This is a genomic window from Streptomyces sp. NPDC054783, assembly GCF_053611725.1.
The window spans coordinates 98,908-114,235 of sequence record NZ_JBSHAY010000014.1 but is presented as its reverse complement, the minus strand read 5'-3'; the positions used below and the strand labels follow the sequence as shown (position 1 = coordinate 114,235).

At 68.7% G+C, this 15,328-nt stretch carries 17 protein-coding genes; 6 read left to right on the top strand and 11 right to left on the bottom strand.

Going from position 1 to position 15,328, the window contains the following annotated elements:
* Nucleotides 1-336: 336 nt before the first annotated feature.
* The 6 genes from ACWGJ5_RS24440 to ACWGJ5_RS24415 all read right to left on the bottom strand — a co-directional run bounded on the left by ACWGJ5_RS24440 (nt 337) and on the right by ACWGJ5_RS24415 (nt 6,158).
* A complete protein-coding gene (locus tag ACWGJ5_RS24440) occupies nt 337-1,515 on the bottom strand; it encodes a methyltransferase domain-containing protein (RefSeq protein WP_453311794.1) in 1,179 nt (392 codons plus the stop codon).
* On the bottom strand, nt 1,516-1,653 hold the full coding sequence (locus ACWGJ5_RS24435) for a hypothetical protein (protein WP_199814055.1): 138 nt from the start codon (nt 1,651-1,653) through the stop codon (nt 1,516-1,518).
* A 644-nt stretch (nt 1,654-2,297) separates the two neighbouring features.
* The gene (locus ACWGJ5_RS24430) at nt 2,298-3,146 is read right to left on the bottom strand and encodes a helix-turn-helix domain-containing protein (RefSeq protein WP_453311793.1); all 849 of its coding nucleotides are present in this window, start codon (nt 3,144-3,146) and stop codon (nt 2,298-2,300) included.
* Between the two features lie 15 nt (nt 3,147-3,161).
* A complete protein-coding gene (locus ACWGJ5_RS24425) occupies nt 3,162-3,686 on the bottom strand; it encodes a DUF6879 family protein (protein WP_453311792.1) in 525 nt (174 codons plus the stop codon).
* 393 nt (nt 3,687-4,079) lie between these two features.
* The gene (locus tag ACWGJ5_RS24420) at nt 4,080-5,753 is read right to left on the bottom strand and encodes a fumarate hydratase (protein WP_453311791.1); all 1,674 of its coding nucleotides are present in this window, start codon (nt 5,751-5,753) and stop codon (nt 4,080-4,082) included.
* Between the two features lie 120 nt (nt 5,754-5,873).
* On the bottom strand, nt 5,874-6,158 hold the full coding sequence (locus ACWGJ5_RS24415; RefSeq protein WP_453311790.1) for a hypothetical protein: 285 nt from the start codon (nt 6,156-6,158) through the stop codon (nt 5,874-5,876).
* Nucleotides 6,159-6,233: 75 nt separating this feature from the next.
* Here ACWGJ5_RS24415 and ACWGJ5_RS24410 point away from each other — a divergent pair, with 75 nt between their 5' ends.
* Together ACWGJ5_RS24410 and ACWGJ5_RS24405 are read left to right on the top strand one after the other, a co-directional pair.
* Complete coding sequence (locus ACWGJ5_RS24410) at nt 6,234-6,953, top strand: DUF1707 SHOCT-like domain-containing protein (RefSeq protein ID WP_453311789.1); 720 nt, start codon at nt 6,234-6,236, stop codon at nt 6,951-6,953.
* A gap of 176 nt (nt 6,954-7,129) precedes the next feature.
* On the top strand, nt 7,130-7,507 hold the full coding sequence (locus ACWGJ5_RS24405) for a WhiB family transcriptional regulator (protein ID WP_228625931.1): 378 nt from the start codon (nt 7,130-7,132) through the stop codon (nt 7,505-7,507).
* A 45-nt stretch (nt 7,508-7,552) separates the two neighbouring features.
* Here the strand turns inward: ACWGJ5_RS24405 and glpX are convergent, their stop codons facing one another.
* Nucleotides 7,553-8,587, bottom strand: coding sequence for a class II fructose-bisphosphatase (gene glpX / locus ACWGJ5_RS24400; RefSeq protein ID WP_228625933.1), 1,035 nt, complete (start codon nt 8,585-8,587; stop codon nt 7,553-7,555).
* Nucleotides 8,588-8,714: 127 nt separating this feature from the next.
* Here glpX and ACWGJ5_RS24395 point away from each other — a divergent pair, with 127 nt between their 5' ends.
* Complete coding sequence (locus ACWGJ5_RS24395; protein ID WP_453311788.1) at nt 8,715-9,242, top strand: DUF4245 domain-containing protein; 528 nt, start codon at nt 8,715-8,717, stop codon at nt 9,240-9,242.
* Between the two features lie 63 nt (nt 9,243-9,305).
* Here the strand turns inward: ACWGJ5_RS24395 and ACWGJ5_RS24390 are convergent, their stop codons facing one another.
* From ACWGJ5_RS24390 to xseA, 3 genes are all read right to left on the bottom strand, one after another.
* Nucleotides 9,306-9,896, bottom strand: a complete 591-nt coding sequence (locus ACWGJ5_RS24390) for a malonic semialdehyde reductase (RefSeq protein WP_453311787.1) — start codon at nt 9,894-9,896, stop codon at nt 9,306-9,308.
* A gap of 144 nt (nt 9,897-10,040) precedes the next feature.
* Nucleotides 10,041-10,283 carry an exodeoxyribonuclease VII small subunit gene (locus ACWGJ5_RS24385; RefSeq protein WP_453311786.1) on the bottom strand — a complete coding sequence of 81 codons (243 nt, stop codon included), beginning with the start codon at nt 10,281-10,283 and terminating at the stop codon, nt 10,041-10,043.
* The gene (gene xseA, locus ACWGJ5_RS24380) at nt 10,280-11,488 is read right to left on the bottom strand and encodes an exodeoxyribonuclease VII large subunit (protein ID WP_453311785.1); all 1,209 of its coding nucleotides are present in this window, start codon (nt 11,486-11,488) and stop codon (nt 10,280-10,282) included. The genes ACWGJ5_RS24385 and xseA overlap by 4 nt, the downstream gene beginning before the upstream one ends.
* Before the next feature lie 151 nt (nt 11,489-11,639).
* On the opposite strand from xseA, the gene ACWGJ5_RS24375 reads away from it, so the two are divergent.
* Nucleotides 11,640-12,647: a 4-hydroxy-3-methylbut-2-enyl diphosphate reductase gene (locus ACWGJ5_RS24375; protein WP_453311784.1), complete on the top strand. Its 1,008-nt coding sequence runs from the start codon at nt 11,640-11,642 to the stop codon at nt 12,645-12,647.
* A 29-nt stretch (nt 12,648-12,676) separates the two neighbouring features.
* Nucleotides 12,677-13,423 (top strand): polyphosphate--glucose phosphotransferase, encoded by a 747-nt coding sequence (gene ppgK / locus ACWGJ5_RS24370; RefSeq protein ID WP_453311783.1) that lies wholly within the window; start codon nt 12,677-12,679, stop codon nt 13,421-13,423.
* Between the two features lie 32 nt (nt 13,424-13,455).
* Here ppgK and ACWGJ5_RS24365 read toward each other — a convergent pair whose 3' ends face one another.
* Complete coding sequence (locus tag ACWGJ5_RS24365; RefSeq protein WP_453311782.1) at nt 13,456-13,854, bottom strand: DUF6542 domain-containing protein; 399 nt, start codon at nt 13,852-13,854, stop codon at nt 13,456-13,458.
* Nucleotides 13,855-14,218: 364 nt separating this feature from the next.
* Between ACWGJ5_RS24365 and ychF the strand changes: the two genes are divergently transcribed.
* Nucleotides 14,219-15,307, top strand: a complete 1,089-nt coding sequence (gene ychF, locus ACWGJ5_RS24360; RefSeq protein WP_453311781.1) for a redox-regulated ATPase YchF — start codon at nt 14,219-14,221, stop codon at nt 15,305-15,307.
* The last annotated feature ends 21 nt before the right edge of the window (nt 15,308-15,328 follow it).

Here is a 15,328-nt window from a genome sequence, read left to right as displayed (position 1 = left end):
CCCCTTCGTTACGCTGAGTGAGCGACGGCGCGACTGTGCCGTACCAGGGGGCGAGTCCCCTGGTACGGCAACCGGGACCGGGGACTAGGACGGTTGTGGTCGCCGACGCGTCGCGGCTCTTCGTCGGCGTGCGGCGAAACGCTCAGAGGTGAAGGTGTCCGAGGACGCACGGTTCGACTCGGATCAGGTGGGCTTCAAGCTCACCATGCGTGTGGCTGGTGTCGGCGTGGCTGAATCCTCTTCTGTCCAGATCGTTAAGGCTGCTGCCAGCTAAGAAAAAGGTTCTCCAAAACACAAGGGCACCCGGCGTCTGCCGGGTGCCCCGTTTTTTTCGTTTCAGCCGAGAACCGACGGAACTAGATTCCCCGGCTCATCAAGCCAAACCGTCTCGCCCTCGGGGCTCACCGTTAGCCCGAACCGGTCGAAGCCGGGGCGGCCCTGGCCGTCCCACCACTGGTACGCCTTTTCGACTTCATCCCACAGCTTCCGGGGCCCCGACTGAACGACCTCGAACTCTGTCCGGTCCGTCTCGAAGTCGACCGTCGCCCACGAAGTTACCGTCGTGTCCCGAAGCCACAGCGTGTAAGAGCCGTCCCTGTACGTCTCCATCCACGGGAACGCGTCGGCCACCTGCACGCCGATGGCGAACATGACGTGCCAGTCGCCCACGTCATCCGGGGAGAGCGTCGTGGTCGACTTGACGCCATCGGCGGGCCACGGCTGGCCGTTCAGGTACTCGCGAACGTGCTTGCGCTCCGTGCGCTGGTCACGAAGCCGCATGAACGCCGAGGACCCGATGAACTTCCCCGACGCTGCCCCGCCCGACTTCACCGTGAGCCGTACGACAGCTTCTCCGCCGTACGTAGGCCCCCAGGGGACCACGATCACGCCGCCCGGTTTCGTCTGCTCGATCCAGGCATGGGGGACCTGGCCGATCGAGCACGTCGCAATCACCCGGTCGTACGGGGCCTCCAGCGCGAATCCGGCTGCTCCGTCGCCGACCACGGCCCACGGCACGAATCCCGCGTCCCGAAGCCGCTTCCGGGCATGCGACGCTGTGGCTTCGTCCACCTCGACCGTGACGACGTTCTCAGGGCCTACGCGGTGCGACAGCAGCGCGGCGTTCCAGCCGGTACCCGTCCCGATCTCCAAGACCCGGTGATTTTCGTGAACGCTCAGGGCGTCGAGCATCGAGAAGACCATGGTGGGCATGGAGTTTGAAGAGGTCGGGATCCTGCCCTTGTCGGGTCCGGTGTACGCGCCGTCATCCCATTGCGTCGTGATCGGCGCGTCCGTGTAAACGGCGTCCCACCACGCCCGAGAGTCCTCGGAGCGGATGATCTGGCTCTTCTGCCGGTTGCCGCCCGCAGTACCCGGCCAGATCACATCCGGTACGAACAGGTGGCGCGGCGCCCGCTTGAAGGCGGGAAGCCAGTCAGACGTCAGGGCGCCCTTCTCCATCAGCGCGGACGCCAGCCGCTCGGGGCCGGCGTCCGTTCCTTGCTGCTCGGTCATTCAGCGGCCGTCCGCCGGTCCCTGGCCGTCGTTCGTGTTGCCGCCCTCGTCGGACCCGCCGCCGCCGTGCTTGTTGCCGCTGTCGCTGTCGTCCTGGGGGTTGCCGGGGTCCTCGGCTGTGAGCCACTGCTTGCGCATCTGGTTGCCTCCAGTTGGGATGGTGCCTCTTGAACCGTCCCGCTGTATGCGGAACGGGGTGTTGCCCGCCCCCGCCGGGATTCCGAGCCGTGGGGGATAGGGGATCGGGTCAGACCCGACGGGGGCGGAGAGCAGCGAGAAATGATCAACAGACGTTGGGCAGGAGCTGACCGCCGGCACACGTAGGGCGAAGCGCCTTCCGCCGGGTTGTTGCAGCCCGAGCAACCCTCGAAGCCGAAGCAGATGGGGCACCAGATTTCACGGTGTCCGGCACACGTTCCGCAGTACTCCCCGTGCGACCACAGATTCTGAGTGATCCTTCTGGGGCGGCGCGGGTCGGTGCGCGCCATCAGAGGATTTCGCCACGGCTCCGAGCATCGGCCTCGGCGACCCGTTCCCGCAGGCTCGTACGGGCCACTCCCGAATGAGGCGGAGCGTCCGCCCCTTCAGCCGTCGTTCCCAACGGATCATCCGAGTCGTGGAACACCAACAGCATGCCGTTGCTGCCGAACACGTCGAACGCCTCAGACAGCCGGGCTCTTGCGTCGCTCGCCGTGATCGCTCGCCCCTCCTCTGGTCGTGCAGACCACGTTAGGAATGGGCCACATCGGGGCTCTACGAAGTTCTACGAAATTGCACGCGAGTTAGCCGAGTGCCTGGATGGCCTTCGCGATCAAGGTTCGTGCCGTGGCCCCGTAGACCGCCGCTTCCGACAGTCGTTCGAAAGCTCTCGCGTACTGGTCGATCTCCGATGGCGCTGTCACATTCACAGCCGCTGTCAGCAGCTCTACCTGAGCTTGCGCGCTGTCGTAGATCGAGAAGGTTTCCAGCGGCCACATGTGCCGGGAGGCGCTAAACGGCACGACTCCGAGGGAGATGGCCGGCAAGGACATGATCGACAGCAGATGGCCCAGTTGCCCGGCCATGACTCCGGCGTCGCCGATGCAGTACCGCAAGACGGCTTCTTCAACGAGGATGGCGAATCGGTGATCTCCTTCGCGGAGAACACGCGCCCGATCCATGCGGGCGGCCACGGCCTCCGTGACGTCGTTGGGCGTTTGCCGGAAGTCGGTGATCTCAGTCAGCAGCGCGGTTGCGTACGCGGGTGTCTGGAGCAGACCGGGCACCACGTTGGAGCAGTAGATCCGGAAGGTTCGGGTGCGCTCGAAGAGCGGTACGTACGACTCCTGGAGTCGGCGTAGTCCGGTGCGCTGGAGCCGTCGCCATTCGACGTACATCGACTCCGCCGAGCGAGATGCGGCGATCAGGTCGGCCGCTTGGTCGTCGGCTCCGCAGATGCGGCACCAGTCGCGGATATCCGCGTCCGAGGGGGGCGTTACGGCGTTCTCCAGCCGACTTGCCTTGGAGGGATGCCAACCGGCCCGTATGGCCACCTCACGGGCCTTCAGGCCAGCGTCTAGGCGAATGTCCCGCAGGCGTGCTGCAAGCGCCTCGCGGGCCGCCTGGACGCTGGACGAAGGGGAACGGGCCATTGGTGCTGTGCGTTCTCAGATCCTGTAGCGGTCGTGTGGGAGGGCCCGGTCCCAGACGGCTTCGAACGCCGAGGCGCACAGCTTGACCACCTCGGCTCGGTCGTCCACTTCGTCGCCGAGGTACACGCCCTCACCGGAGAAGTAGCCGAACCTCACCAGCCGGTCATCGAAGCACCAGAAGTCATTGCCAGGGAGTGCCAGATCCGACGCGTTCCGGCGGGGAAGCCAACGGATCTGCTCACCGGCGGCGATGTTGGTGAACGTGCCGTCGTAGAGGTAGCGGGTGTACTCGCTCACCGGCTCGGAGACGATCCGGGCGCGGCGGATGACGACGCCACGGGAGACCGCCTCGGACACCATGTCGAGCCAGGGACGCCACCAGGACGCTCGGTCGTTCGGGTCCGGCCGATGCCCGGCCTTCCACGCGGCCACGCGCGGAGCTTCGTCGGGGTCGTCGTAGAAGTCGCGCATCTCCAGATGCACGGCGGATCGCTGGCAGTTCGCCAGCAGCTCACTGAACGGTGGGGCCGTCTGCGGCACTGCAAGCCTCCCTGATGGCGGCGACCATACGCATAGGCAGCCGGACGACGGTCTCACTGTCGGGGATGGGGCCGGTCTTCAGGCACTCGGCGCGCGTTGCCTCATCCACCGTCCAACCCTGCAACACGATCTCTTGCTTCTCCTCGTCAACCCACACCGTGGGGCAGTTCGCCCCGTCCGTGTTCGGGTCCTTGGCGATGAACCGTAGCGACACAGCAGCCTCCCGGGCTACGCGGATTGCACGGACTTCTACGCACGTACCCTTCCGATGCTGCCGTGCTGGGGTCAAGGGTGCGCTTCAGGCCACTGGAGCGGGGGCTCGTAGCGCCACCCACGGACAGCAGCAGACCCCCCGGCGACGCCGAGGGGTCTGCGAGGCGCTTACGGGATCGCTCAGGCCAGGCCGGGACCCCGCACCGGGATGCTGGTGAACGTCGGCTGCTCGGGTTCCCGTGAAGTGAAGAAGTCGTTGCCCTTGTCGTCCACGACGATGAACGCCGGGAAGTCCTCGACCTCGATCTTCCAGACGGCCTCCATGCCCAGCTCCTCGTACTCCAGGACCTCGACCTTCTTGATGCAGTCCTGGGCGAGACGGGCGGCCGGGCCGCCGATGGAGCCGAGGTAGAAGCCGCCGTGCGCGTCACACGCGTCGGTGACCTGCTTGCTGCGGTTGCCCTTGGCCAGCATCACCTTGGAGCCGCCCGCGGCCTGGAACTGCTCCACGTAGGAGTCCATGCGGCCGGCCGTCGTCGGGCCGAAGGAGCCGGAGGCGTAGCCCTCGGGGGTCTTCGCCGGGCCCGCGTAGTACACGGGGTGGTCCTTCAGGTACTGCGGCATCTCCTCGCCCGCGTCCAGCCGCTCCTTGATCTTGGCGTGCGCGATGTCGCGGGCCACGACCAGGGGGCCGGTCAGGGAGAGGCGGGTCTTGACCGGGTACTTGGTCAGCTCGGCGAGGATCGTGTCCATCGGCTGGTTGAGGTCGATCCTGACCACGTCGGAGGACTCGTCCAGGTGCTCGTCCGTCGTCTCCGGCAGGAAGCGCGCCGGATCGGTCTCCAGTTGCTCCAGGAAGACGCCCTCGGCGGTGATCTTCGCGACGGCCTGGCGGTCGGCCGAGCAGGAGACGGCGATGGCGACCGGGCAGGACGCGCCGTGCCGGGGGAGGCGGACCACGCGGACGTCGTGGCAGAAGTACTTGCCGCCGAACTGCGCGCCGATGCCGATCTTCTGGGTCAGTTCGAAGACCTTCTGCTCCAGCTCCTTGTCCCGGAAGCCGTGACCCAGCTCCGATCCCTCGGCCGGGATCTCGTCCAGGTAGTGCGCGGAGGCGTACTTCGCGGTCTTCAGCGCGTACTCGGCGCTCGTGCCGCCGACGACGATCGCCAGGTGGTACGGCGGGCAGGCGGCCGTACCGAGCGAACGGATCTTCTCCTCCAGGAACTTCATCATGGAGGCCTCGTTCAGGACGGCCTTCGTCTCCTGGTAGAGGAAGGACTTGTTGGCCGAGCCGCCGCCCTTGGCCATGAACAGGAACTTGTAGGCGCCGCCGTCGGTGGCGTACAGCTCGATCTGGGCCGGGAGGTTGGATCCGGTGTTCTTCTCCTCCCACATGGTGAGCGGAGCCATCTGCGAGTAGCGCAGGTTGAGCTTGGTGTAGGCGTCGTAGATGCCGTGGCTCAGTGCCGCCTCGTCGCCGCCCTCCGTCAGGACGTTCTGCCCGCGCTTGCCCATGACGATCGCCGTGCCGGTGTCCTGGCACATCGGGAGTACGCCCGCCGCCGCGATGTTCGCGTTCTTCAGCAGGTCCAGGGCGACGAACTTGTCGTTGCTCGACGCCTCCGGGTCGTCGATGATCCGGCGCAGCTGGGCGAGGTGGGCAGGGCGCAGGTAGTGCTGGATGTCGTGGATGGCCTCCTCGGCCAGCTTGCGCAGCGCCTCCGGCTCCACCTTGAGGAACGTCCGCCCGTCCGGGCCCTCGACGGTGGAGACGCCCTCGGACGTCACCAGCCGGTACGGGGTGGTGTCCTCTCCCTGGGGGAGCAGATCGGTGTACGCGAACTCAGGCATCTCAGCCCATTCCTCACTCTGACGGACGTCTGCCCGCCGACGCTGGCGGGCCTCACCAGCCTAGAACCTGCCGCTGACAGCGAACCTGTGAGGTAGGGCTCAGTAGGTGTGAGGTGGGGCTCAGGCGGCCGGGCCGGCTCTCGGGCGGGATCTCCACGTGCGACGCAGGATGAACGCCCGGGAGACCGCGAGGGCGAGGAACGCGAGGCCGACGACGGCTCTTTGCCACCCTCCGGCGACGGCGAACCAGTGGAGGCCGAGGCCGGCGAAGAGCAGGGAGACGCCGATGAGCAGCGGTTCGCGGAGCCAGAACGGCAGGACACGGAGAATCAGGTTGATCAATATCCGGTAAGTCGAGCAGGCGCGCCAGTTGCACGCCCAGTTGCACGCAGTGATGGAAGCCACGGTTCCGTGACCGGGACACGCAGGGGTTGTCCACACCCCTAGTCGCGATCTATCGCGTTTCGGTACGCTGTTGCCGTGGACCTTCAGAAGCACACCGACGCACCTGTCGCCGAGCTGCGTGCCTCGGACGCCGACCGTGACCGCATCGCCGAGATTCTCCGTGAGGCCCTGGCCGAGGGCCGGCTGACCGCCGACGAGCATGCCGAGCGGGTCGAGGGCGTCCTCGCCGCCAAGACGGTGGGCGAGCTGGAGGTCTTCATCCGGGACCTGCCCGCCGCACACCAGGGCCCCGCCGCCGGCGCCTACACGCCCGTCCCGCCCCGCCCCGCCCCGGGCACGATCCCGCAGGAGGCGGACGCCAACGTTGTCGCCGTCTTCAGCAGCGCCGTGCGCCGGGGCCGCTGGCGCGCCGGTCGCCGGATCCACGCGTACTCGGTCTTCGGCAGCGTCGAGATCGACCTCAGCGAGGCGATCTTCGAGTACCAGCAGGTCGTGATCAAGGCCGTCTCCGTCTTCGGCGACGTCCAGATCCGGGTCCCGGAGAACGTGTCGCTGCGCGGCACCGGAGGCGGCGTCCTCGGCAACTTCGAGGTGGACACGCTGGACTCGGTCGATTCCGACGCGCCGGTCGTCTACGTCGACGGCTGGGCCGTACTCGGCAACGTCGAGGCGCGCCCCCGGCGCGGCAAGCTCGTGGCGGACATCCTGGAGCGGGTGCAGAGCAAGGTCGACCGGAAGCTGGAGCGCGTCCAGGACAAGGTCGACCGGAAGATGCGCAAACACCTGGGGCGTTGACGGTCGCGAATCCGCCGGTGAGCGGAAGGTTCCGCTCCTCCTGCGCGGCCCCGGCAGGGGCGCGAACGAGCCGCCCATGCGCCTGCGACTGGGAACGCTGTGCATAGGCGCGCGCACAGCGGGTAGGGCTTGCTGCATCGTCTCTCGCTCGCGAAGCCGTCGTCAGGAGTAGACCCGTGCTGCAACCGCCGCATTCGTCCCTGCAGGTAGCTGCCCTTCCGGCCCAGCGGGTACCAGCGCGAGACAGGGATCAAGACGCTCCCTGGCACACCGAAGCCGTGTGCCGGCGCGACGAGGCGGGCCTGTTCTTCGCCCCGTCGAAGGAGCCGACCGCCGCCCGGCTGTCCCGCGAGGAGGCGGCCAAGCGGGTCTGCGCCCGCTGCCCGGTGATGGTCGAGTGTCGCGAACACGCCCTCCTGCAGCCCGAGCCGTACGGCGTCTGGGGCGGCCTCACGGCAGCGGAGCGCCGCGTGGTCCTGGCGCGAAGGCGCCGCCGGGAGATGGAACTGAAGAAGGCGGCACGGGCGACGGCGGCCAACCGCATAGCGGGTTAGGACACCGAAGAGGGAGCGCCCCCGCCGCACCGGGGGCGCTTGGCACTACTTGGCCCGGTCGAAGTCGATCGCGCTGTAGGCCCGCAGCTTGCTCAGCCGGTGCTCGGAGTCGATGCGACGAACCGTCCCCGACTTCGACCGCATCACGATGGACTCGGTCAGCGCGGTCTCCGACCGGTACCGAACGCCCCGCAGCAGCTCACCGTCGGTGATCCCGGTCGCGACGAAGAAGACGTTCTCCCCGGACACCAGGTCGTCGGTCGTCAGAACGCGGTCCAGGTCGTGCCCGGCGTCGATGGCCCGCGCACGCTCCTCGTCGTCCTTGGGCCACAGCTTGCCCTGAATCGTCCCGCCCAGGCACTTCACGGCGCAGGCCGAGATGATGCCCTCCGGCGTACCGCCGATGCCGAGCAGCAGGTCGACACCGGTGCCCTCACGCAGCGCGTACACGGAACCGGCGACGTCACCGTCGGAGATCAGTTTGATGCGCGCACCCGCATCCCGGACCTCCTTGATCAGGCCCTCGTGCCGCGGCCGGTCGAGGATGACCACCGTGACGTCCTCCGGCGTGGCCTTCTTCGCCTTGGCGATCCGCTTGATGTTCACGGCCACCGGCGCGTCGATGTCGACGAACTCGGCGGCCTCCGGGCCGGTGACCAACTTGTCCATGTAGAACACGGCGGACGGGTCGAACATGGCGCCCCGCTCGGCCGCCGCGAGGACGGCGATCGCGTTGGGCATGCCCTTGGCGGTCAGCGTGGTGCCGTCGATCGGGTCGACCGCGATGTCGACCTCGGGACCGGTGCCGTCGCCCACGTGCTCCCCGTTGAAGAGCATCGGGGCCTCGTCCTTCTCGCCCTCGCCGATGACGACGACGCCGTTCATCGACACGGTGGAGACGAGGGAGCGCATGGCGCGCACCGCGGCACCGTCGGCGCCGTTCTTGTCGCCGCGCCCCACCCAGCGGCCGGCGGCCATGGCGGCGGCTTCGGTCACCCGGACGAGTTCCAGGGCGAGGTTGCGGTCAGGGGCCTCGGAGGGAACATCGAGCTCGGACGGCAGGTGATGATTTTCGGTCATCGGAGCGCACCTTTCTGATACGACGACGGCCGGATGAGGGTGTTGGCCCTGACTCTATCGTTAGGCAGACAAAATGAGCAGGGGACCCCACGGATGAGCGGTCGGGGCACCTGCGACGATAGGGGGCGTGGCAGGTTCGAACGGCAAGCAGAAGACGGCCCGGGACATGATTCTCTCCCTGGCCCTGATCGGCATCGCGGCGGCGGTCGTCTACTTCCTCACCATCCCGCACGACGATCACGCTCCCGACCTCAAGCGGGTCGACTACCAGGTCGAACTGCTCACGGCCCGTCGCGCGGCGAGCTACCCGGTGGCCGCTCCCGAGGGCCTGCCGAGTACCTGGAAGGCGACCTCCGTACGCTTCCAGGGCGAGAACGGCGACCGCTGGCACCTGGGCTTCCAGACCCCGGACAGCCAGTATGTACAGATCGAGCAGTCCACGCAGAAGCGGGCCGACTTCATCGACCAGGCCAGCCAGGGCTCGTCGGCGACGAAGAACACCGAGACGATCGACGGCCGCACCTGGATCCGCTACACCGGCGGCCGCTACGACGCCCTCGTCCTGAACGGCACGCCCGGCTCCACCACGGTGGTGGCCGGTACGGCGTCCTTCACGGAGCTGGCGAAGATGGTGGCGGCGCTGAAGATGCAGTGAGCCACGCATGGCATGCGAAAGAGGCCCCCGGTGCCGGGGGCCTCTTCGTGTGTCCGGTGGGGCTCAGACGGTCGTGACGACGTCCTCGTACGCCAGGCGCGGCGAGCGCGGGAACCAGGCGTCCGGGCCCGGCTTGCCGATGTTGACGACCATCAGCGGGGTGTGGTCGTCGTCCAGGAACTCCTTGCGGACGCCCTCGAAGTCGAGGCCGGTCATCGGGCCGGCGGCGAGGCCCGCGGCGCGGACGCCGATGATGAAGTAGGCGGCCTGCAGGCCGGCGTTCAGCGCGGCGGCGTCCTCACGGGCCGGACGCTCGCCGAAGAAGACGTCCTTGGCCTGCGGGAAGTGCGGGAAGAGGGTCGGCAGCTCCTCGTGGAACTCGTTGTCCGCGGAGAGGATCGCGACCAGCGGGGCGGCGGCCGTCTTCGGCTGGTTGCCCTCGGCCATGTGCCGCACCAGGCGCTCACGGGCCTCGGGGGAACGGACCAGGGTGACGCGCAGCGGGCTCTGGTTGAAGGCGGTGGGGCCGTACTTGACCAGGTCGTAGATCGCCTGGAGCTGCTCGTCGGTCACCGGCTCGTCGGTGAAGGTGTTCGCGGTGCGGGCCTCGCGGAACAGCAGGTCCTGGGCGGCGGGGTCAAGAACGAGAGACATGCGTGGACTTCCTAGGTGGCGCCGTGATCCGAGTACCGGACCGGGGTCCGGATCGGCTGACAGGGATGACCCTACGCCAATGAAGTTCAACCTTCAACAAAGGTCGGTGTGCGGTGACCCGCTTCACAGCCCACGGGCCGATGCCTACCCGGCGTCCCCCTCCTCTTCCTCCTCCTCGTGCTCTTCCTCCTCGGCCAGCGCCGCGTCCAGCCGGGCCCGCGCCCCCTCCAGCCAGCGCCGGCACACCTTGGCCAGCTCCTCGCCGCGCTCCCACAGCGCCAGGGACTCCTCGAGCGTCGTACCGCCCGCCTCCAGGCGCCGCACGACCTCGATCAGCTCGTCCCGCGCCTGCTCATAGGACAGCGCCTCGTCCACCTTGCCGGTCATTCGCCCACCTTCACTGTGAATTCACCGTCGGCGACGCGGGCCCGGAGCGCCTCGCCTTCCGTCACCTCGTCCGGACCGCGCACCACGTGCCCGTCCGCCTTCTGCAGCACCGCGTACCCGCGCTTGAGCGTGGCCGCGGGGGAGAGGGCCACCACGCGCGCGTGCGTGTGCGTCAGCTCCGAGTCCGCGCGGTCGAGGAGATGGCCGAGGGTCCGCCGGCTCCGCTCGACCAGGGAGGCCACGTGGTCGGCGCGCTCGTCGACCATCCGGTGCGGATCCTCTATCGAGGGGCGGGCCAGCGCGTGCGCCAGCCCGCGCTCCTCCCGCTCCAGATACGCGTTCACACAGCGCCGGGCCCGGTCCCGCAGCATCCGCACCCGCTCGAACTCCTCGCCCACGTCCGGTACGACCTTCTTGGCCGCGTCGGTGGGCGTGGAGGCGCGCAGGTCGGCCACGTGGTCCAGCAGCGGGTTGTCCGGCTCGTGGCCGATGGCGGACACGACGGGCGTACGACACCCGGCCACGGCCCGCACCAGCTGCTCGTCGGAGAAGGGCAGCAGATCCTCGACGCTGCCACCCCCACGGGCGACGATGATGACGTCCACGTCCTCGAGCTCGTCCAGCTCCTTCACCGCCTGTACGACCTGCGGGACGGCGTGCACGCCCTGCACAGGGACGTTGCGCACCTCGAAGCGGACGGCGGGCCAGCGGTGGCGGGCGTTCTCCAGCACGTCCCGCTCCGCGGCCGAGGCGCGACCGCAGACCAGGCCGATCAGCTGCGGCAGAAAGGGCAGCGGCTTCTTCCGCTCCGGCGCGAACAGCCCCTCGGCCGCGAGCGCCTTCTTCAGCTGCTCCAGCCGGGCCAGCAGCTCACCGACGCCGACGGGCCTTATCTCGGCAGCACGAAGGGACAGCTGCCCGCGCGGGGCGTACCACTCCGGCTTCGCCAGTACGACGACCCGGGCGCCCTCCCCGACGACATCGGCGACGGCGTCGAACACCTGCCGGTAGCAGGTCACGCTCACGGAGATGTCGTACGACGGGTCGCGCAGCGTCAGGAACACGACCCCGGCGCCCGGCCGCCGCGACAACTGCGTGATCTGCCCCTCGACCCACACCGCACCCAGCCGATCGATCCAGCCCCCGATCAGCCGGGAGACCTCGCCCACGGGCAGGGGGGCTTCGGGGGTGGTTTTCGCAGCCATGCGGTTGAGAGTAACGGGGGGCACCGACAGCGGAGCGCCGTCGCCCTCGCGGTCGTCTGCCGGATGCGGTGCCGCCGCAGCGGCCGCAGGGCTCGCGCGGCACCGGACACGCGATCTCGGCGGCGCCGGACTCGGCCTTACGATGGGACGCATGACCGCTTCGCCTGGCCGCCGTGTCCTGCTCGCCGCCCCCCGGGGCTACTGCGCCGGTGTGGACCGCGCCGTGATCGCCGTCGAGAAGGCCCTCGAACAGTACGGGGCCCCGATCTACGTCCGGCACGAGATCGTCCACAACAAGTACGTCGTGCAGACCCTGGAGAACAAGGGCGCCGTCTTCGTCGAGCGGACGGAGGAGGTGCCACCGGGCAACATCGTCATGTTCTCGGCGCACGGCGTCGCCCCGGTCGTGCACGAGGAGGCCGAGCAGGGCCGTCTCGCCACCATCGACGCCACCTGCCCCCTGGTCACCAAGGTCCACAAGGAAGCCGTCCGCTACGCCAAGGAGGACTACGACATCCTCCTGATCGGCCACGAGGGCCACGAGGAGGTCATCGGCACCTCCGGCGAGGCCCCCGAGCACATCCAGCTCGTCGACGGCCCCGGCGACGTCGACAAGGTCGAGGTCCGCGACCCGTCGAAGGTCGTCTGGCTGTCCCAGACCACCCTCTCCGTGGACGAGACCATGGAGACCGTCGACGCCCTGAAGACCAAGTTCCCGGGTCTCGTCTCCCCGCCCAGCGACGACATCTGCTACGCCACGCAGAACCGCCAGCTCGCCGTGAAGCAGATGGGGGCCGAGGCCGAGCTGGTCATCGTCGTCGGCTCGCGCAACTCCTCCAACTCCAAGCGGCTCGTCGAGGTCGCCAAGCTCGCCGGCGCCCGCGAGGCCCACCTGGTGGACTTCGCCGACGAGATCGACGAGGCCTGGCTGGAGGGCGTGACGACGGTCGGTGTCACCTCCGGCGCCTCCGTCCCCGAGGTACTCGTCGAGCAGGTCCTGGAGTGGCTCGCCGAGCGCGGTTACGGCGACGTGGAGATCGTCAAGGCCGCCGAGGAGTCCATCACGTTCTCCCTCCCCAAGGAGCTTCGCCGCGACCTGCGCGAGGAGGCCGCCGGCCTGGTCGCCGAGCGCGGTGGCACCGGCACTTCCGAGAAGTGACTGTCAGTCGTCCGTCGTAACGTGGTGCCATGCAGATCTTCGGCGTGGACATCGGCGGATCCGGGATCAAGGGCGCCCCTGTGGACCTGGACAGGGGCGACCTGGCCAAGGAGCGCTGCAAGGTGCTCACCCCGCACCCGGCGACGCCAGACGGCGTGGCCGACGGGGTCAAGCAGGTCATCGACCACTTCGGCTGGACCGGCCCCGTCGGCCTGACCTTCCCCGGAGTGGTCACCGGCGGCGCCACGGTCCGTACGGCGGCGAACGTCGACAAGAGCTGGATCGACACCGACGCGCGCGCGTTGTTCAGCGGCAAGCTGGGCGGCCTGCCGGTGACGGTCGTCAACGACGCGGACGCGGCGGGCGTCGCCGAGATGCAGTTCGGCGCCGGCCGGGACCGCGGGGGCACGGTCATCCTGCTCACCTTCGGCACCGGCATCGGCAGCGCCGTCTTCGTGGACGGCGTCCTCGTGCCGAACACGGAACTGGGCCACCTGGAGCTGGGCGGCCACGACGCGGAGCGGCGGGCCTCCAGCAAGGCCAAGGACGACCACGCCCTGAGCTGGGAGCAGTGGGCGCACCGCGTCCAGAAGTACCTGGCGCACGTGGAGATGCTGTTCTCGCCGGAGCTGTTCATCATCGGCGGCGGGGTCAGCCGCAAGGCCGACAAGTTCCTGCACCTCATCGACGGCGTCAAGGCCGAGATCGTGCCCGCGCAGCTGCAGAACAACGCGGGGATCGTGGGAGCGGCGATGAGAGCCGCCCAGGAGAGATGACCGGGTGATGGGGGACGGCCGCGGGCGTCGGCTCAGCTTCGGCGCCGGCGCCGCCGTACCCACAGCACCCGGCGTACCAGCACGATCACTCCGGCGACGACCGTCCCTCCGTACAGCCAGCCGGCCTGGGTCGCGAGCCCGGTGAACAGCCCCATCAGGCTGCCGAGCAGCCCCCCGCCGCCGTCGGCGACGGGAATCATCCCCACCGCGAATGCGATCGGTACGACCACGGGGGCGGTCAGCACGTCCCCGGCCCGCACCCACAGCGCGGTCAGCACGCACACCGGCACGAACAGCAGGCCGTACATGGGCAGCGCCCCATCCAGCAGCAGCGCGTCCAGGCAGCCGAGCAGGAACATCACGAGGGTGCAGAACAGTCCGCTGCCGAGCCCGGTGAGCCGGGGCCCCGGCAGCCGCGGCCCCGGCGACATGGGGCGGGTGGCGGCCCCTGCCAGCCGCCCGCCGTGCCCGTACCGCCCCGGCCGCCGCGTCCCCTGCCCCGGCCCGCGCTCGCCGCCGGGCCCGCCCCGGGACTGCGGTGGAAGGTGCGCGGGCTGCGGCCTGCCGCGTCGCGGTCCGTCTTTCGGGGATCGCCTTCCGTGTTGCTCCACTGGACCAACTTAGGTCTGTTTATGTGCCGAATAGCCCATCAGACACGCCGGTGGGCAGAGCTTGGCCGGACGTTCGAAGCTCCCCGGAGCCGCCCGGCGCGGACGCCGTAGACTGGTGGATCGGCCAGTGTGAGTCTCTGGCCCCTGGCAGCCCCTGGCCCACTCATTTACGGGAAGTCGCAACGTGTCGCTCACGATCGGAATCGTCGGCCTGCCCAATGTCGGCAAGTCGACCCTGTTCAACGCCCTGACCAAGAACGACGTGCTGGCGGCCAACTACCCGTTCGCCACGATCGAGCCCAACGTCGGCGTGGTCGGCGTGCCCGACGGCCGCCTGGCCAAGCTGGCCTCGATCTTCGGCTCGGAGCGCATCCTTCCGGCCACGGTCGACTTCGTCGACATCGCCGGTATCGTGCGCGGCGCCTCCGAGGGCGAGGGCCTCGGCAACAAGTTCCTCGCGAACATCCGTGAGTCCGACGCGATCTGCCAGGTCATCCGCGCCTTCAAGGACGAGAACGTCGTGCACGTCGACGGCAAGGTCTCGCCGAAGGACGACATCGAGACGATCAACACCGAGCTGATCCTCGCCGACCTCCAGACGATCGAGAAGGTCCTGCCCCGTCTCCAGAAGGAGTCGCGGATCAAGAAGGACGTGGCTCCCAAGGTCAAGGCGGTCGAGGAGGCCAAGGAGATCCTGGAGAAGGGCGACACGCTCTTCGCGCACGGCATCGTCCAGGGCACCGAGCGCAACGAACTGCTCCACGACCTGCACCTGCTCACCACCAAGCCCTTCCTCTACGTCTTCAACGTCGACGAGGACGAACTGATCGACGAGGACTTCAAGAACGAGCAGCGCGTCCTGGTCGCCCCGGCCGAGGCGATCTTCCTCAACGCCAAGCTGGAGGCGGACCTCGCCGAACTGGACGAGGAGGAGGCGCTGGAGCTGCTGGAGTCCGTCGGCCAGCACGAGCCCGGCCTCGCCACCCTGGCCCGCGTCGGCTTCGACACCCTCGGCCTGCAGACCTACCTCACGGCCGGCCCCAAGGAGTCCCGCGCCTGGACGATCAAGAAGGGCGCCACGGCTCCCGAGGCGGCCGGCGTGATCCACACCGACTTCCAGAAGGGCTTCATCAAGGCCGAGGTCATCTCCTTCGCCGACCTGGTGGAGACCGGCTCGGTGGCCGAGGCCCGAGCCAAGGGCAAGGCCCGCATGGAGGGCAAGGACTACGTCATGCAGGACGGGGACGTGGTGGAGTTCCGCTTCAATGTTTAGCGGCTGACGCATCACCACATC